Source organism: Micromonospora sp. NPDC049004 (genome assembly GCF_040649315.1).
Classification (GTDB): Bacteria; Actinomycetota; Actinomycetes; order Mycobacteriales; family Micromonosporaceae; genus Micromonospora.
Window position 1 is genome coordinate 107,132 of the sequence record NZ_JBEZFG010000004.1, and the last position, 17,330, is coordinate 124,461.

General features: G+C 70.9%; 17 protein-coding genes and 1 pseudogene. 10 read left to right on the forward strand and 8 right to left on the reverse strand.

Going from position 1 to position 17,330, the window contains the following annotated elements; all coding sequences use genetic code 11:
- Nucleotides 1–483 precede the first annotated feature (483 nt).
- Both AB0B97_RS13830 and AB0B97_RS13835 read right to left on the reverse strand, forming a co-directional pair.
- A complete protein-coding gene (locus tag AB0B97_RS13830) occupies nt 484–942 on the reverse strand; it encodes a hypothetical protein (protein WP_357493602.1) in 459 nt (152 codons plus the stop codon).
- A gap of 89 nt (nt 943–1,031) precedes the next feature.
- Complete coding sequence (locus AB0B97_RS13835) at nt 1,032–1,235, reverse strand: acyl-CoA carboxylase subunit epsilon (protein WP_357493604.1); 204 nt, start codon at nt 1,233–1,235, stop codon at nt 1,032–1,034.
- A 90-nt stretch (nt 1,236–1,325) separates the two neighbouring features.
- Here AB0B97_RS13835 and AB0B97_RS13840 point away from each other — a divergent pair, with 90 nt between their 5' ends.
- Nucleotides 1,326–3,299, forward strand: a complete 1,974-nt coding sequence (locus tag AB0B97_RS13840; protein WP_357493606.1) for a protein kinase — start codon at nt 1,326–1,328, stop codon at nt 3,297–3,299.
- Between the two features lie 65 nt (nt 3,300–3,364).
- Complete coding sequence (locus AB0B97_RS13845) at nt 3,365–3,616, forward strand: hypothetical protein (protein WP_234589102.1); 252 nt, start codon at nt 3,365–3,367, stop codon at nt 3,614–3,616.
- Between the two features lie 82 nt (nt 3,617–3,698).
- Here AB0B97_RS13845 and AB0B97_RS13850 read toward each other — a convergent pair whose 3' ends face one another.
- Together AB0B97_RS13850 and AB0B97_RS13855 are read right to left on the reverse strand one after the other, a co-directional pair.
- Nucleotides 3,699–4,451 carry a GH25 family lysozyme gene (locus AB0B97_RS13850; RefSeq protein ID WP_357493608.1) on the reverse strand — a complete coding sequence of 251 codons (753 nt, stop codon included), beginning with the start codon at nt 4,449–4,451 and terminating at the stop codon, nt 3,699–3,701.
- Between the two features lie 129 nt (nt 4,452–4,580).
- Nucleotides 4,581–5,132, reverse strand: coding sequence for a Uma2 family endonuclease (locus tag AB0B97_RS13855; protein WP_357493610.1), 552 nt, complete (start codon nt 5,130–5,132; stop codon nt 4,581–4,583).
- A 101-nt stretch (nt 5,133–5,233) separates the two neighbouring features.
- On the opposite strand from AB0B97_RS13855, the gene AB0B97_RS13860 reads away from it, so the two are divergent.
- From AB0B97_RS13860 to AB0B97_RS13875, 4 genes are all read left to right on the forward strand, one after another.
- Nucleotides 5,234–5,977 carry a M50 family metallopeptidase gene (locus tag AB0B97_RS13860; RefSeq protein WP_357493612.1) on the forward strand — a complete coding sequence of 248 codons (744 nt, stop codon included), beginning with the start codon at nt 5,234–5,236 and terminating at the stop codon, nt 5,975–5,977.
- Nucleotides 5,978–6,101: 124 nt separating this feature from the next.
- The gene (locus AB0B97_RS13865) at nt 6,102–7,073 is read left to right on the forward strand and encodes a 2-dehydropantoate 2-reductase N-terminal domain-containing protein (protein WP_357493614.1); all 972 of its coding nucleotides are present in this window, start codon (nt 6,102–6,104) and stop codon (nt 7,071–7,073) included.
- 62 nt (nt 7,074–7,135) lie between these two features.
- On the forward strand, nt 7,136–7,636 hold the full coding sequence (locus AB0B97_RS13870; protein WP_266248870.1) for a SigE family RNA polymerase sigma factor: 501 nt from the start codon (nt 7,136–7,138) through the stop codon (nt 7,634–7,636).
- Nucleotides 7,629–8,492 (forward strand): hypothetical protein, encoded by an 864-nt coding sequence (locus tag AB0B97_RS13875; protein ID WP_357493617.1) that lies wholly within the window; start codon nt 7,629–7,631, stop codon nt 8,490–8,492. The genes AB0B97_RS13870 and AB0B97_RS13875 overlap by 8 nt, the downstream gene beginning before the upstream one ends.
- Before the next feature lie 126 nt (nt 8,493–8,618).
- Here AB0B97_RS13875 and AB0B97_RS13880 read toward each other — a convergent pair whose 3' ends face one another.
- Nucleotides 8,619–10,202, reverse strand: coding sequence for an acyl-CoA carboxylase subunit beta (locus AB0B97_RS13880; protein ID WP_234589112.1), 1,584 nt, complete (start codon nt 10,200–10,202; stop codon nt 8,619–8,621).
- A gap of 85 nt (nt 10,203–10,287) precedes the next feature.
- On the opposite strand from AB0B97_RS13880, the gene AB0B97_RS13885 reads away from it, so the two are divergent.
- A complete protein-coding gene (locus tag AB0B97_RS13885; RefSeq protein ID WP_357493619.1) occupies nt 10,288–11,163 on the forward strand; it encodes a biotin--[acetyl-CoA-carboxylase] ligase in 876 nt (291 codons plus the stop codon).
- Nucleotides 11,164–11,365: 202 nt separating this feature from the next.
- Entirely contained in the window at nt 11,366–11,938 is a 573-nt protein-coding gene (locus AB0B97_RS13890; RefSeq protein ID WP_234589114.1) for a PH domain-containing protein, read from the forward strand.
- A gap of 47 nt (nt 11,939–11,985) precedes the next feature.
- Here the strand turns inward: AB0B97_RS13890 and AB0B97_RS13895 are convergent, their stop codons facing one another.
- The 3 genes and pseudogenes from AB0B97_RS13895 to AB0B97_RS13905 form a co-directional block, all read right to left on the reverse strand.
- Nucleotides 11,986–12,720, reverse strand: a complete 735-nt coding sequence (locus tag AB0B97_RS13895; protein ID WP_357493622.1) for a MaoC/PaaZ C-terminal domain-containing protein — start codon at nt 12,718–12,720, stop codon at nt 11,986–11,988.
- Nucleotides 12,717–13,433, reverse strand: coding sequence for a GtrA family protein (locus tag AB0B97_RS13900; RefSeq protein WP_357494269.1), 717 nt, complete (start codon nt 13,431–13,433; stop codon nt 12,717–12,719). Before AB0B97_RS13900 ends, AB0B97_RS13895 begins: the two co-directional genes overlap by 4 nt.
- Before the next feature lie 63 nt (nt 13,434–13,496).
- Nucleotides 13,497–14,337 (reverse strand): annotated as a pseudogene (locus AB0B97_RS13905) (GtrA family protein).
- A gap of 136 nt (nt 14,338–14,473) precedes the next feature.
- Here AB0B97_RS13905 and AB0B97_RS13910 point away from each other — a divergent pair.
- Together AB0B97_RS13910 and AB0B97_RS13915 are read left to right on the forward strand one after the other, a co-directional pair.
- Nucleotides 14,474–16,318 carry a phosphoenolpyruvate carboxykinase (GTP) gene (locus AB0B97_RS13910; protein ID WP_234589116.1) on the forward strand — a complete coding sequence of 615 codons (1,845 nt, stop codon included), beginning with the start codon at nt 14,474–14,476 and terminating at the stop codon, nt 16,316–16,318.
- 37 nt (nt 16,319–16,355) lie between these two features.
- Nucleotides 16,356–17,216, forward strand: a complete 861-nt coding sequence (locus tag AB0B97_RS13915; protein ID WP_357493624.1) for a hypothetical protein — start codon at nt 16,356–16,358, stop codon at nt 17,214–17,216.
- Nucleotides 17,217–17,330: the final 114 nt, after the last annotated feature.

The window sequence follows — 17,330 nt, forward strand, 5'->3', positions numbered from 1 at the left end:
TCAGCCGTTCCAGCTCGCCGTCCGTCACCGGTGACTCGACAACCCGGTTACCCATGATCGCTTTAGGGTCGGCGGCTGTCGCGTCGTACGCCTGCTTCTGCTGGAGCTTGGTCGCGTACTCCTCGTGGATCTTGCGGAGCTCGGCGCGGGTGGCGCCGATGGCCTGGGTGGCGGCGGACAGCGCGGTGTAGTTGGCGGCGGCGGCGTCGTGGGTGTGCTGCACCTTGGCGATCAGGTCGTCGAGTTGGGCGAGGTACGTGCCGGAGGCGGCGCTGGTTTCCGGGGGCCAGGCTTCGGCGAGCCCGCGCCGGTACTCCTGGAGTCGGCCGAGGTGGATCTGGGCCAGGTCGCAGACCTTGCGCCAGCCGGCGACCTGTTTCCAGTGGTTGGTGGTGTCGTGGTCCTGGAGGCACGCCCACATGCTGTTGACGTCCATCAGGTGCCAGTCGGTCTGGCCGGAGGTGCGGCCGCCACCTCGTTCGATCATGGCAGGACCACCGGCCTCTGGCTCTCGGGGCCGGTGGGGTCGGTCAGCGTCGGCGTCCGGCCGCCGGGCAGGACGGTGCCGGGGTCGGCGAGGGCCCGCTGGACGTCCACGGCGCGGGCGGCGGAGAAGGCGTCGCTGTCGGCGTACTGGGTGGCGACCCGGTCGGCGACGGCGGCGAGGTGGCCGGTTGCGCCCCGGACGGCGTACACCATGTCGGCGGTGGCCTGCTGCGTCTCGTGGTGGGCGTGCAGGAAGGTGACCAGCTCGATGAACGCGTCGCAGGGGTTGGGCACCTTCGCGGACATGTCGTCGGCGATGTACGACAGGTGGGGTGCGTAGTTGCGTTCGACGTCGGCGGCGAGCCGGTCGGCGAACTCGCGGAGCTGGCGGATGTCGGCCTCGATGCCGCCGTAGCTGTGCAGCCAGGGCGCCGGCTGGTCCTCTTCGGGGATCATCGATCCTCCCTATCCGTCACGGCACCGTTTCCCTGAGTGAGGTTAACGGCTGCACGCCATCCTGGCAGCCCCCACCGGGGCGACCCGGGTCAGCGAGAAAGGCGAGGAAGGCCGGAGGCACGCCAGGTGTCGGGGCGGGCCGGGCGACCGCTGCGGGCCCACGCGGACGTGGCAACCGGCGCGGGGGTGGCGGCCGGGCGGGACCGCACGATCACCGCGCCGACCAGAGCGGCCAACTCCTCGGCGGTGGGCACGCCGCGAACGACCCGGAACAGCGGCTCTTCGGCAGACATGCCGCCAGGGTACGCGGCTCGAAGTCATCCGACGCGAACAGTGGCGTGCCGGCGGTGTGAGCGTCGGCGGCTCCGGGTACCGTCTCACCGATGTCGAACGCGCTTCCCCAACTCGTCGCTGACCGATACCGGCTTCTGTCGCCGCTCGGCCAGGGCGGCATGGGTCGGGTGTGGAAGGCGCGCGACGAGGTGTTGCACCGCGACGTCGCCATCAAGGAGTTGGTGCCGCCGCCCGGCCTCACCGACGAGGAACGCCGCGAGATGCGGGAGCGGTCGCTGCGCGAGGCGCGGGCCATCGCCCGGCTCAACCACGTCAACGTGGTACGCATCTTCGACGTTCTGCGCACCGATGGCGACCCGTGGATCGTCATGGAGTACGTGGCGTCGAAGTCTCTGCAGGACACCCTCGCCGAGGACGGGCCGGTGTCGGTGGCCCGCACGATCGAGATCGGCCTGGGCGTGCTGGGCGCGCTGAACGCCGCCCACAAGGCGGGCGTCATGCACCGCGACGTCAAGCCGGGCAACGTGCTGCTGGGCGACGACGGCCGGGTCGTGTTGACCGATTTCGGTCTCGCCACGATCCCCGGCGACCCGAACGTCACCCGCACCGGCATGGTGCTCGGTTCGCCCGCGTACATTTCGCCGGAGCGGGCCCGGGAGGGCACCGCCGGACCGGAGGCCGACCTGTGGTCGCTGGGCGCGACGCTCTACGCGGCGGTGGAGGGCAAGTCGCCGTACGCGCGGCCGTCCGCGATCGCCACGCTTGCCGCGCTGGCCACCGAGCCGATGCCGCCGCCGAAGAACGCCGGCCCGCTCAAGGCGGTGCTCACCGGGCTGCTCCAGAAGGACCCGAACGAGCGGATCACCGCGGAGGTGGCCGAGCGGCTGCTGCGCCGCGCCGGAGGCAAGCGGGCGCGGGGGATCTCACTGCTCGATGGCGTACGCCGGCCGGGGCCGAACGGTCCACGGGAGCCGCGCCCGCCGCTCGTGCCGGCGCCGCGCCCCGCCGAGGAGAGCGCCGCCCGCCCGGTGTCGCCGCCTGCACCGCGTACCCCGCCGCCGGTCGCCGCGGCCGCGGCCGGGCCGGCAGCGGTCGACGCCTCGCCGACGGAGGTCGTGCCCGCGGGTGCGGACGCCGAGCCAACGGCCACGGTGCCGGCCGAGCCGACCGCGACGATCGACCGCCCGACCACGCCGGCCGAGGCCGAGCCGACCGCGACGGCGGCCGCCGACGACGGTGAAACGGACGCCGACGACGAGCCGACGGCCGTCGACGGGCCGCCGGTGGCGCCGGAGCAGCGCAAACCCTCGACCCCCACGTCGGTCATGCCCCCGGTGAGCCCGGCCGGGCGCGCGGCGGTGCCGGCGTTCGACGGTACGAAGCCGAACAACACCCGCCGGAACGTGCTGATCGGTGCGTTGGTGGCCCTGCTGCTTGTCGGTCTCGTGGTGATCGTGCCGATGCTGACCAAGGGCGACGACACCGAGAGCCCGCAGGCCGATCCGACGACCGGGGCGGCCGCGACGTCGGCGCCAGCGCAGTCCTCCGCTCCGGCGGCGCCTCCGCCCACCACCGGCGCACCGACGCCCTCGGCCACGCCGTCGGCCGACCCGAACGCGCTGCCCGCTGGCTGGAAGCTGCACAAGGACCCGGCCGGCTTCACGCTGCCGATCCCTGACGGCTGGATACGCAGCCAGCCCGATGGCAACACGGTCGTCTTCGACCAGGCCAACGGACCGGGTGAGCTGCTGGTGCAGTGGACTCCCAACCCGAAGAAGGACGCGGTCAAGGACTGGGAGAGCCTCGAGAGCGGCCGCAAGAATCTCGTCAACGACTACAAGTTGATCGGCATCAGGCGGTGCACGTTCTGGAAGACCTGCGGCGACTGGGAGTGGCTGGAGACCCGGGACGGGACTCGGATCCACGTCCGTAACCGGGGTTTCGTGACGGCCAGCAACCGTGGCTACGCGCTGCGGTGGGAGATCGCGGAGAAGGACTGGCAGGCCAACCTGCCGAACTTCGACCGGATCGCCAAGGGCTTCGTGCCCGACCGTCAGGACTGAAACTCATTCGCATGACCTTGCGTCGTCCGGGGTAATTGACCTTCGACGACGGAAGGAGGTACGACATGGGTTACCGACGGAGGGACGCCAAGCCCCGACTGGCACTGTGGATGCTCGTCGCGTTCGGCGACGCGGTGCTGCTGCTGGTCGCCGCGGGGGTTCCGGCGTTCATCGCACTGCTCAGTGTCGTGACCGTGGCCGTCTGCGGGGTGGGCGCCTGGCGGCTGAGCCGGCGGGGAGCGCTTGCTCCCGAGGAGGCTCGGGCGCAGGCCCTGAGCGAGACCCAGATGCCGGCCCTGAGCCGACGGCGGGCCTGACCCGTACGCGGTGGCGTGGCGGCAGCCGGACCGATTGTCGACCGTGAGGTGACCGTCGATCCCGCTGCCGCCAACCGCCCGATCAGGTGTTGTTGGCCAGTGCGATCAGTCGGCTCCGGTCACCGTTCCAGTAGTTGCGGTCCACGTTGCCGCTGATCCCGGAGACGGCGCCGCTGCTGGTGTACTGCCAGAAGCTCCACACCGGCGCACCGGCCGGCAGGGCACCCGGCGTGCTCGCCCAGCGGGCAAGCCAGAGCGGGTGGTTGGCCCACGGGCCGGTCCAGCTGCCCGTGCACTGGTTCCACCAGCTGGCGGTGGTGTAGATGACCGCGTACCGGCCGGTGCGGGACCGGTAGGTGTTCAGGAAGTCCTGCACCCAGTTGCGCATCCCCGTGGTGCTGAGCCCGTAGCAGTAACCGCCAGCGTACGGATTGCCCTCGATGTCCAGCGCCGCCGGTAGGGTGCGGCTGTCCGCCGACCACGCGCCACCGTTGGACGCCAGGTAGTTGGCCTGGGTCGAGCCAGCGGAGATGTTGGGCCGGGCGAAGTGGTACGCCCCGCGGATCACCCCGGCGTTGTAGGCGTTGACGTAGTTCGCGTTGAAGCGCGGGTCCTTGTAGCTGGTGCCCTCGGTCGCCTTGATGAAGGCGAACTCGATGCCCGCGTTGCGGACGCTGGTCCAGTTGATGCTGCCTTGGTAGTTGGACACGTCGACGCCTGCGGTGGTGGCTGCCGCCGCCGGGCCGGCGGTCGCGACCACTGTCGCCGCGGCGGCGGCGAGGACTGTGAGGCCGGCCGCGAGCGCGCGGCGCAGCGATGATCGGGTACGGGCCATGAGTGCCTCCAGGGACGCCGGTCTATTGACGCCCATCTTTGGAGGTAAGTGCCCTTGATCGCAATAGCTGTAGAGAAAACTTTCATCGACGACTGTCGGTGGCTCCCGGGGATTGCCGTGCGGAAGCGATCAGCGCAGGGTGGCCGGGTCGAGCTGCCAACGGAACGGCTCGACGATGCTCAACGTCTCGCCGGCCTTGGCCACCTGCTCCTCGACGTAGTGCTCGCCGTCGAGCCGGTAGAGCCGCAGCGAGTGACCATTGCCGTCCTGCTCGACCAGCAGGTACCAGGGGATTCGCGCGATCGCGTAGAGCTGCATCTTGACCAGGCGGTCAGCAGCAGCGTTGCCCGGCGAGACGATCTCGCCGACGAGGGTCACCCGCTCGGCGTCCAGAAAGGCGCCGTCGTCGTCGATGTCGGTCACGACGAGATCCGGAATGACGACCCGGTCGACGCCGAGCCGGACGTTGATCGCCTCATAGACCAACAGACCGCCAGGATCAGCTGCTGCCTCGATGCTGTTCGCCAGTCGGCGTGACACCCGCTGGTGCCATCGGCTCGGGGCAGGGCTCACGATCAGGCTCCCGTCGAGCAGCTCGATGCGGTCCGGGGTCTCACCCAGGGCGAAATAGTCGGCCTCGGTCCAGAGCCCGACGTGGTGTCCCAGGGGTTCCGCGCTCATCGGCCCTCACCTCCCGCTTCACTCGCCACCCGATCAGTCTCAAAGGATACGAGCCGGTGCCTCGGCAGCGACACGGAACGCCGCCGGTAGGCTCGCGCCCCATGATGTCGATCGACGGACTGGGCGAGATGTGGGACACGCTGTTCGGCGCGCAGCCGGACCCGCCCCCGTTGCTGGTGTTGATCACCGCGGCCGTCGCGCTGGTGGTGGTGTCCACCCGGCTGCCCTGGCGGATCGCCCGCAACGCCATCACCATCGCCCACGAGGGCGGGCACGCGCTCGTCGCTCTGCTCACCGGTCGCAAGCTGCGTGGCATCCGGCTGCACTCGGACACGTCCGGGCTGACGCTCTCCGCCGGTCGGCCCACCGGACCGGGCATGATCCTGACCCTGCTCGCCGGGTACGTCGCCCCGCCGCTGATCGGGTTGGCCGGCGCGTGGCTGCTCGGCGGCAACCGGATCACGCTGCTGCTCTGGGTGGCGGTGGCGCTGCTGCTCGCCATGCTGGTCATGATCCGAAACGCGTTCGGTGTGGTGTCGCTGCTGGTCACCGGGGCGCTGGTGTTCGCCGTCTCCTGGTACGCGACGCCGCAGGTGCAGGCCGCGTTCGCGTACGCCGGGGTGTGGTTCCTGCTGCTCGGCGGGGTGCGGCCGGTGGTGGAGCTGCAACGGCTGCGCTCGCGCGGCCGGATGCCCGCCTCCGACGCCGACCAGCTCGCCGGACTCACCCCGTTCCCGGCGTTCTTCTGGGTCACGGTCTTCGCCCTGGTCAACCTGGCCGCCCTGGTCGCCGGCGCCCTGCTGCTAGCTGGCCCCATCCTCACCGACGCCGGCCTAACCCTCTAATCCCCGGCCCCCTCCCCGTCGATCATGGAGTTGTGGTGGCCACCAAAGCCGCAATCCTTATGTATTCGGGCACCATGGCTCCATGATCGACGGGGTGCCGCGGGGCGGCGGGCAGAATGAGGCCATGCGATACGTGATCATCGGGGCGGGCGCGGTCGGCGGGACCATCGGCGTACGACTGGCGCAGGCCGACCGGGACGTGACAGTCGTGGCGCGCGGCGGGCACCTGGACGCGATCCGGGAGCGCGGCCTGACGCTGCGCCAGCCCGACGGTGACGTGACCGCCCGGCTCGCCGCCGTCGACGGCCCGGACGACCGGCCGCTGCCGGCCGACACGGTGCTGGTGCTCACCGTCAAGTCGCAGGATACCGAGGCCGCGCTGGCGACGTGGGTGGACGCGCCGGTCGCCGGTGGTGGCACGGCCGGCGAGCGGCTGCCGCTGGTCACCGCGCAGAACGGGGTGGCCAACGAGCGGGCCGCCCTGCGGCTCTTCGCCGACGTGCACCCGGTCTGCGTCTGGCTGCCCGCCACCCACCTCGACCCGGGCGTGGTGGTGGCCAACGGGCACCCGCACCCCGGGATGCTCCACATCGGCCGGTACCCGGTCGGCGCCGACGACACCGACCGGGCGATCGCCGCCGACCTGACCGCCGCCGGCTTCGTCGCGCCGGTGCGAACGGACGTGCTGCGCTGGAAGTACGGCAAGCTGCTCAACAACCTCGGCAACGGCCTCCAGGCGTTGCTCGGGCAGGACATCCCCGACGCGTTGGCCGAGCGGGTACGCGCCGAGGGCGTCGCCGCGCTCGCCGCCGCGCGCATCCCGCACACCTCCCCGGACGAGGAGAAGGCCGAACGCGGCGACCTGGTGCAGCAGCGCCCGGTCGACGGCGCGGGCCGCACCGGTGGGTCCACCTGGCAGAGCCTCGCCCGGGGCGCCGGCTCGACCGAGGTCGACCACCTCAACGGAGAGGTCGCGCTGCACGGCGTGCCGACGCCGGCCAACGTGGCAGTGCAGCGGGCGGTACGGCGGGCCACCCGGGAGCGGATCGCGGCCGGCGCGTTCCCGCTCGCCGAGCTGGAGAAGATGATCGCCTGACCGGGGCAACCGACGGCCGTGTCCGGCGCGTGTTCCCTGCGACCGACACGGGGAGGTAGCGGGTGCCGGACGTCGACGGGTTCGACGAGTTCTACCGGGGGAGCCGACAACGGCTGCTCGGTTTCGTCTACGCCCTCACCGGCGACCGGGTGGAGGCCCAGGACGCGGTGCAGGAGGCGTACATCCGGGCGTGGCAGCGCTGGTCGACGATCAGCGGGTACGACGACCCGGAGGCGTGGGTGCGGGTGGTGGCCAGCCGCATCGCGGTCAGCCGCTGGCGCAGCCTGCGCAGTCGCGCCCGCGCGTATCTGCGTCACGGCGCCACCGAAACCGTTCCCGGGCCGGGCACCGACACGGTCGAGGTGGTCGCCGCGCTGCGTCGACTGCCCGAGGAGCAGCGCACCGCCATCGCCCTGTACTACCTGATGGGTATGCCGGTCGCCGAGGTGGCTCGGGAGACCGCCGCCCCGGTGGGCACGGTCAAGGCCCGCCTCTCCCGGGGGCGTACCGCGCTCGCCGGTCTGCTCGCCGTCTCTGATCTGGAGGAGGCCACCGATGCGTGACGACGCGGCATTCGTCGAACGGATCCACCGGGACCTGCGTGACGTCAGGTGGCCGGAGCCGGAAGAGATCCGGGCGACGGCCCGCAGGCGTCGGCGTCGCACCGTCGCGTTTGCGGCGGTCGCGGTGCTCGCGGCGGTGACCGGCCCGGCGTACGCCCTGACGGCCCGGCCGGAGGCTCCGCCCGCTGCCACCATGCCTGCGCTGCCGCAGAGCCCCGTCCGGGCGGACATCCCCCTTGACTCCCTGCTGGCCGTCACCGAGGTGCCGGTGAAGAACGCCGTGCAGCTCGGCGACGCCGGCCTCGGTGAAGTCGTCAGGTTGGATCCGACGTTGCAGAGGTGCGGTGACGACCGGGGCGTGTCGGCGATCCCCGCGTACTCCCGTTACTCGCGGTCGCAGACGCTGCTGTCGCGGAGCAAGGACGGCAGGGCAGCGGTACGCGTCGAACTCAGCCAGGACGTCTACCGGCTCGATCCGCTGGTGAGCGCGCGACTCTTCACTCACCTGAGGGCGCTGCTCGACGCCTGCCCCGAGTGGCGTTTCGCCGAATCCGTCGAGGCGGCGGGCGAGACGACGCCGAACGAGAGCAAGCACGCCTGGGAGACGGCGGCGAGCAACTTCGCCGGTGACGAGTCGATTCTGGTGCGGCACGTGCCGTTCGCCCCCCGTGGCCCGGCCTCCGGAAGGACCCTCGAGCGCTCCAGCCCGGTCGGGATGACAGTCGTGGTCCGGGTCGGCGACCTGGTCACTGTCCTGGAGCCCAGTCCGGACCTGGGCCTGGGCGACGCGGATCTCGAGGCGCTGGGCCGCACGGCCGCCCGGCGACTGTGCCCCGCTGCCAACCCGGCCTGCTGACCCTTCTTGATCCGCGCAACATCAGGGATGTTGTTGCCTCCCGAGGCCGGGAAGCAGCACTTTCCCCGAAGTTGCGCGGATCACGCGAGCAGGGCCGCGCGGATCACGCGAGCTGCGCCGCGCGGATCACAGCGGGATGTTGCCGTGCTTCTTCGGCGGCAGGGTCTCGCGCTTCGTGCGCAGGACGCGCAGCGCCCGGACGATCTGGGTGCGCGTCTCGTGCGGCGGGATCACCGAGTCGACGTACCCGCGCTCGGCGGCCACGTACGGGTTGGCCAGGGTGTCCTCGTACTCGGCGATCTTCTCGGCCCGGACCGCCGCCGGGTCCTCGGCGCCGGCCAGCTCCGAGCGGTAGAGGATGTTCACCGCGCCCTGCGCGCCCATCACGGCGATCTGCGCGGTCGGCCAGGCGAAGTTCAGGTCCGCGCCGAGGTGCTTGGAACCCATCACGTCGTACGCCCCGCCGTACGCCTTGCGGGTGATCACGGTGACCTTCGGGACTGTCGCCTCGGCGTACGCGTAGATGAGCTTGGCGCCCCGGCGGATGATGCCGTCCCACTCCTGGCCGGTGCCGGGCAGGAAGCCGGGCACGTCCACGAAGGTCAGCACCGGGATGTTGAACGCGTCGCAGGTGCGCACGAACCGGGCGGCCTTCTCCGAGGCGGCGATGTCCAGGGTGCCGGCGAAGTGCATGGGCTGGTTGGCGACCACGCCGACCGGGCGGCCCTCCACCCGGCCGTAGCCGACCACGATGTTCTGCGCGTAGAGCGGCTGGACCTCCAGGAACTCCCCGTCGTCCAGGACGTGCTCGATGACGGTGTGGATGTCGTACGGCTGGTTCGCCGAATCCGGGACGAGCGTGTCCAGCTCGCGGTCCTCGTCGGTGATCGTCAGGTCGGCGGGGGCCTCGAAGACGACAGGCTCGTCGAGGTTGTTCGACGGCAGGTACGACAGCAGGGCCTTGACGTAGTCGACCGCGTCGTCCTCGTCGGTGGCGAGGTAGTGCGCGTTGCCGCTGCGGGTGTTGTGCGTGCGGGCCCCGCCCAGCTCCTCCATGCCGACGTCCTCGCCGGTCACCGTCTTGATCACGTCGGGGCCGGTGATGAACATGTGCGAGGTCTGGTCGACCATCACGGTGAAGTCGGTGACGGCCGGGGAGTAGACCGCGCCGCCGGCGCAGGGCCCCATCACCAGCGAGATCTGCGGGATGACCCCGGACGCGCGGACGTTGCGGAAGAAGATCTCCCCGTACAGGCCGAGCGACACCACGCCCTCCTGGATGCGGGCGCCGCCGGAGTCGTTGATGCCCACGACCGGGCAGCCGATCTTCATGGCCAGGTCCATCACCTTGACGATCTTCTCGCCGAAGACCTCGCCGAGCGAGCCGCCGAAGACCGTGAAGTCCTGGGCGAAGACGCACACCTGCCGGCCGTCCACCGTGCCGTAGCCGGTCACCACGCCATCGCCGTACGGGCGGTTGCGCTCCAGACCGAAGGCCGTGGACCGGTGCCGGGCCAGCTCGTCCAGCTCGACGAAGGAGCCCTCGTCGAGCAGCATCTCGATCCGCTCGCGGGCGGTCTTCTTGCCCCGCGCGTGCTGCTTCTCGACCGCACGCGCCGACCCGGCGTGCACCGCCTCGTCGACCCGGCGCTCCAGGTCCGCCAGCTTGCCCGCGGTGCTGTGGATGTTGGTCCCGGTCTCGGTAGTCACCCAGGGAATATAACGATGGTTCAGGTCGGTGCTGCTGTGCAGTACGCCTCAGTACCTCCCGCGGTCACCGCCGTAGGCTGACGGGATGCCGGGTTCCCCGTACACCGATCTGGACCGACCGCCGCTGTCGGCGGCCCGGCTGCGGCGCGCGCTGGTTGCGCCGAACGGGCCGTGGGCCCGCCTGGAGCTGCACGCCGAGACCGGCTCCACCAACGCGGACGTGGCCGAGGCCGCCGCGGCGGGCGAGCCGGAGGGCCTGGTGGTGGTCGCGGAACGGCAGACCGCCGGCCGTGGTCGGCGCGGCCGGGTCTGGCAGTCGCCGCCGCGCGCCGGAATCGCCACCAGCGTGCTGCTGCGGCCCGGCGAGGCCGTGCCGGACCGCGGCTGGGTCGCGGTGCCGTCCACGGCGTACGGGTGGCTGCCGCTGCTCGCCGGTGTCGCGTTGGTCGAGGCGGTGGCCCGGTTGGCCGAGTTGGAGGCCACCCTCAAGTGGCCCAACGACCTGCTCATCGGCGACGCCAAGTGCGCCGGGGTGCTGGCCGAGGCGGTGCCCGGGCGCTCGTTCGCCCCATCGCCGGCCATCGTCCTCGGCGTCGGCCTCAACGTGACCCTGCGCGCCGACGAGTTGCCGGTGAACCCGACCGGGTTGCCGGCCACCTCGCTGCAACTGGCCGGCGCGGCGGCCACCGACCGGGATCCGCTGCTGCGGGCTCTGCTGCGGGCTCTGGCCGACTGGTACGACCGCTGGCGTTCCGCCGGCGGGGACGCCGTGGCCAGTGGCCTGCGCGACGCGTACGTGGCGGCCTGCGCGACGATCGGCCGCGAGGTACGCGTCCTGCTTCCCAACGGCGAGGACCTGACCGGCACCGCCACCGGCATCGACAACGACGGCCAGCTCCAACTGACCACCCCCACCGGAACCCGCGTCGTATCCGCCGGAGACATCCTCCACCTCCGCTAGCCAGGCCCGCCCACTCCCACGCCCCCGCCCCGACCGCCCCGCGATCTTGCAGTTTCTGTCCGGGCGAAACGGGCAGAGGCCGCGTAACGGCGACCGAAAGTGCAAGATCGCGGAAGGTGGGGTGGGGCCGCGTGGCGGATGTTGTGGTGGGGCTTGGGGGGTTTACCGTCTGCGCGTCGAGTAAATGGCGTTGGAGGTTGTCGTGGCGTTTCCCGAAGACGTGCTCACGAAGGACGAGCACGTCGTGCTGCACCTGCACCCGCACTGGAAGGCGCTGATCCGGCCGATCGTGGTGCTGGTGCTGGCCATCGCCGCGGTGGTGGTCGGCGTGCTCCTGCTGCCCGAGAGCAGCGGTGGTTCGATCGCGCTGGCGGTGATCGGGGTGATCGCCCTGGTCGCGGTTCTCTGGCTCGGTCTGTGGCCGTTCCTGGTCTGGCGTACCACCCACTACCTGTTCACCAACGAGCGCGTGCTGTTGCAGCAGGGCGTCTTCTCCCGGGACCGGCGGGACCTTCCGCTCACCCGGATCAACGACCACTCGATGAACCAGCACTTCTTCGAGCGGCTGCTCGGCTGCGGCACCCTCACCATCGAGTCGGCGGGCGAGCGCGGCCAGTCGGTGCTCGCCGACGTGCCGGGTGTCAGCCGGGTGCAGACCACCCTCTACGAGCTGGTCGAGGCGCAGCACGACAAGCACTCGCTGGGCGACGGGGAGATGCGCGACATCCTCGCCGACATGCGCGAGGGCAAGCCGCTGCGCGACACCACGAGCTGATCCCGTTCAGCGCTGACCGTCCCGGCCCGAGCGTCGGGGCGGGACGGTCAGGCGTGCTGTTCGGCCACGGGCCCCGCGGCCGCCGACGGCCGCCCAGCCTCGGACGGCCCGGCCTCCGCCGGTCCGGCCCCGGCTGGCCCGCCATCCGCGGATCCGGCCTCAGCTGGGGATCCGGCCTCGGCTGGGGATCCGGCCTCGGCTGGCCCGGTTTCCGCCGGTCCGGACTCGGCTGGTCCGCTTTTCTGCGGGCCGCTCTCGGCGGGTGTGGCCTCGGGGTCCGTCCCGACCGGGCGTAGCGCGAACCAGCCACGGAAGCGGGTCCGCAGCACCTCCTGCTCGGGCCGGTTGTCCGGGCCGAGGCGGAGCATGGTGCCGGTGAGGATGACGGTGCCGAGCCCGGGACGGGCGGCCGACGGGCGGGCGCCCATCACGTCGACCCGGACGGCGAGACGGTCCCCGGCGCGTACCGGGGCGAGCCACCGCAACTCCTCCAGACCGGGGGAGGCGTCCGCCGCCGCGCGGGACAGCAGGTGATCGACGTACGCCCGCATGAACAGGCTGACCGTGTAGAAGCCGCTGGCGATCACTCCGCCGTGCCGACTGGCCTCGGCGAGCTGCGGGTCGACGTGGTACCACTGCGGGTCGAAGCGGCGGGCGAAGGCCAGCATCTCGTCGCCGTCCACGGTCACGGTCCCGAGGTCCACGGTGAGCCCCGGGACGAGATCCTCGAAGAACAGCGCGGCGGGCGCCCCGGTGCCGGAGCGGATGGCGGGAGGCGTCACCGGCGGGGCGCGCGACGGGTGCCGGCGTGCAGCTCCGCGGCGAGTTCCGCGTCCAGGTCGGCGGGGAGGCCGGCGGTCAACGGTGTGGGCCGTTGCTGGGCGGGAGCGGCGCCGGTCGGGCCGGGTGTCGGGTCGGGGCGGTCACTGGACTGCGCCTCTTCCAACTCGGAGACGGATTCGGCCAGCTCGGCGACCGGGTCCATCTCGGCCATGGTGTCCCACTCGTCGCGCGGGATGTCGTGCCAGGTGGGCTCGGCCTTGGTCTCGTCCTCGGTCGGCGAGACGGGCTGGAAGACGAAGGTCCGGTACGACCAGAAGCGGAACAGCGTGGCCAGCAGCACACCTGCGGTCTTGGCCACGTTCAGCCCCAGCAGGCCGTGCACGCCGAGCCCGTACTTGGCCGCGGCCACGGCGCCCAGTTCGATGAGCAGGCCGGCCCCGTTGAACAGGAAGAACAGGACGTACTCCCGACGAAGCGCCGATTTCGGGCGATCCCGGTACGTCCAGTGGCGATTCATCAGATACGACGTGATCGTCGCGACGACGGTCGCGATCACGGTCGCCTTCAACTGACCGTTGACGAAAACGGTAAGTGCAAGGACATTGAACACCGCGTAATTGATGACGGTGTTGATGCCGCCGACGATGCCGAACTTGAGCGCCTCGTTGATGAACTTCTGCCAACGCTCAGGCAGCAGACGGACAAGACGCATGCGAAACACCTTAGGGCAGTCGGTGAAGCCGGCGATCACCGGCCGGACGAGGTGGGCGGCAGGTCACGCACCGTGGTCTCGGTCGTGCTCCACCTGCGGAACGATCGGAGTTCCCGCTTCGACGAAGACGAACCGCCGGTAGGACCAGAATCGGAACAGCGTCCCGAGGCCCGTGCCGACGATGAAGCTGGCGATGTTGTCGGCGAGCTGGGTCTGGAACACGGCCGGCCAGATGCTGCCGAGCCCGTACCGGCTGATCGCGAGGCAGGCCACCGCGATGCCGAGGCCGACGGCGTTGAAGAAGAAGAACAGCGCGTACTCCCGCGCAGGGTTGCTGCGCTGGCGGTGCCGCCAGGTCCAGAACCGGTTGCCGAGGAAGGCGAAGGTCGCCGCGATCACTGTCGAGATCGTCTTCGCCGTCACCTGCTCCATGCCGCGCGCGGTGGTCAGGTAGTTGAAGAGCGCGAAGTCGATGAGGAAGGCGATCCCGCCCACGGTGGCGAACTTGCTCAGCTCGCGCACGAGGTGACCGAAACGGTCGAGCAGTCCGCGGACCAGACCCGGTCGGGTCTGCCGGGGACCCGGTTGTTCCCCGGTCATCGTGGCGGCCACGGGGCGAGCCTACCGGCTGTCGGCCAGTCGGCGGGGTAGCAACGGCGACCGGACATCGTCGCCCGTGCCGGCCCTTTCACCCGGTACGTAGCAGGTGAACGCAGCGTGACCAAGGGGGAGGACTGACGCGCCCCGGAACGGGAATCCCCGCACCGGTCGGCCGGGCGGGTTGGCGGCCCGACCGCAAAGCGCGTCGACCGGGGTGCACGACAAGATTTGCGTGAAACTGCGCAGGAAAGCGGGTATCAGATCGTGATGCCGCAGCGTCGCCGTACCTTGTGCAGTTCTTCACAACCAGTCCCACTGACTAGGAAGGCTGCCCGGTTTACGCTGAGGCCAATCCCAGGTTTCCACGAAGGCGGCGCATGGCGTCGCTGAGACTCGTGCATCCCATAGATCGGTCAGCGTCGACCACAAGGAGATGTGTCATGGTTGCTCCGGCTGTAGTGCGGGGTATCGATCAGGCCCCGACGTCCCATCCGAAACTGCTTGCCTGGGTCCGTGAGGTCGCAGAACTGACCACCCCCGACCGGGTCGTGTGGGTGGACGGGTCGGACGAGGAGTGGCGTCGCCTCACCGATGAGTTGGTCGAGGCCGGCACCCTCATCCGCCTGAACCCCGAGAAGAAGCCGAACTCGTTCTACGCGCGCACCGACCCGACGGACGTCGCCCGGGTCGAGGAGCGCACCTACATCTGCTCTGTCGACGAGGCGGACGCCGGCCCCACCAACAACTGGATGGCGCCGGCCGAGATGAAGCGGACGATGACCGAGTTGTACCGCGGCTCGATGCGCGGGCGCACCATGTACGTCATCCCGTTCGTGATGGGCCCGGTCGAGGCCGAGAGCCCGATGTTCGGCGTCGAGATCACCGACAGCCCGTACGTGGTCGCGTCCATGCGCATCATGACCCGGATGGGCGCGAAGGTCCTCGACGCGATGGGGGACGACGCGGACTTCGTGCACGCGTTGCACTCGATCGGCGCCCCGCTCGCCCCCGGTCAGCAGGACGTCGCGTGGCCGTGCAACGAGACCAAGTACATCTCGCACTTCCCGGAGACCCGGGAGATCTGGTCGTACGGCTCCGGGTACGGCGGCAACTCGCTGCTCGGCAAGAAGTGCTACTCGCTGCGGATCGCCAGCGTGATGGGCCGGGACGAGGGCTGGCTCGCCGAGCACATGCTCATCCTCAAGATCACCTCGCCGGAGGGCAAGGTCCACCACATCGCCGGCGCCTTCCCGTCCGCGTGCGGCAAGACCAACCTGGCCATGGTGGAGCCGACCATTCCGGGGTGGAAGGTCGAGACGATCGGCGACGACATCGCCTGGATGCGGTTCGGCCCGGACGGCCGGCTCTACGCCGTCAACCCGGAGTACGGCCTCTTCGGCGTCGCGCCCGGCACCGACTGGAAGACCAACGCCAACGCCATGCGGACGCTGGACCGGGGCAACTCCGTCTTCACCAACGTCGGCCTCACCGACGACGGTGACGTCTGGTGGGAGGGCATGGGTGAGCCCCCGGCGCACCTGATCGACTGGAAGGGCAACGACTGGACGCCGGAGAGCGACAGCCTCTCCTCGCACGCGAACAGCCGGTTCTGCACCCCGATCACCCAGTGCCCGATCCTCGCCGACGAGTACTTCGACCCGAACGGCGTGCCGATCGACGCGATCCTCTTCGGTGGCCGCCGCCGGGACACCATCCCACTGGTGACCGAGGCCCGCGACTGGGTGCACGGCGTCTACATGGGCGCGACCCTCTCCTCGGAGACCACCGCCGCCGCGTCCGGAGCGGTTGGCGTGGTCCGTCGGGACCCGATGGCGATGCTGCCGTTCATCGGCTACCACGCCGGTGACTACTTCCGGCACTGGATCGAGATGGGCAAGGGCGCCGACGGCGACGAGGCCAAGCTGCCGAAGATCTACTACGTGAACTGGTTCCGCAAGGACGCGGACGGCTCGTTCCTGTGGCCGGGCTTCGGGGAGAACTCCCGGGTGCTCAAGTGGGTCGTCGAGCGGATCGAGGGCACCGCCGACGCGGTCGAGACCCCCGTGGGCATGGTGCCGACCGCCGACGCGCTCGACGTCGAGGGCCTGGACATGACCCCGGAGGACGTCCGGATCGCGCTGAAGGTCGACCCGGACGAGTGGCGCAACGAGCTGCCCCTGATCACCGAGTGGTTCGAGAAGTTCGGTGACAAGCTGCCCGGCGTGCTCTGGGCCGAGTTGGACGCGCTGCGCGCCCGCCTGGACGCCGTACAACCGCAGCGCTAGGTGTGAACATCGCCCGCCGCGGGCAACAACGGATCCCATGAGGACGGCCGCCGAGACCGAGGTCCGGCGGCCGTCCGCCGTCCGGGTGCTCACCTTCCTGCTCGCGACGACGGCGGCGGCCACCGTCGTGGTCGAGCTGCTCAACTGGTGGTACGCCCCGGAGCAGGGCTTCGGCCTGGCCGTGCGCACCGGTTGGGCGATGCTGCGCTCGTTCGGTTTCCTGCTGCTGATCGGGCACGTCCGCCGGGGCCGCACGGTGGCCCGTCCGTTCGGGCTGATCCTCGCGGTCACCACGATCTTCGCCGTCGGCCGGCTGATCGTGCCGCGGCAGGGCGTGCCGCCGCTGCCCGGGCTGCTCGGCTTCGCCCTGCTCACCGCGCTCTGTGTGGCGGTGGTGTGGATGCTCTACCGCTCGTCGGCGCTCGCTGGGCATCTCGTCCGACACCGGCCCCGGCTGGTCATCGACCGGGCCGGCATCTCCTGGCGCGAAATCCCGCCGCGCCGGCCGCAGGCCAGCGGTTGGCTGCTGACCAGCCGGGTCGCGGCGTTCACCTACAGCCCGCTGATGCTGGTGCCGGCGCTGGTGGCCGGAGGCGCGATCCTGGACGATCGTCTGTCCGCCGTACCGGCCGTGCTGTTCTGGTTCGGCGCCGGCATCGCGGCCAGCTACGCGGTGCTGTTCTGCACCGCGTTCCTGATGCGTGGCAAGGACTGGGCGCGGGGCCTGCTGGTCGTCGTCTCGCTGGCCGTGCTGGCCGTGGACCTGCCACTGTGCTGGTGGCTGCTGGGCGTGGACGGCCTGATCCGCGACGGCGCCCCGCTGCTCGCCGCCGCCGCGCTGGCCCTGTACGGCCTGCGCCGGGCCTCCCGCGCCCCAGACGCGGCCGCCCCGGTCTGAAGGCCCCGCGGGTTGGCCCGTTCAAGCGCTGCGCGAACTGACGGGCTCGGCCTGTGTGGGTTCGCCCTGGGTGTGGGGTGGGTGGGGTTGGCGGGTGTTGTCGTGCTGCGCCGG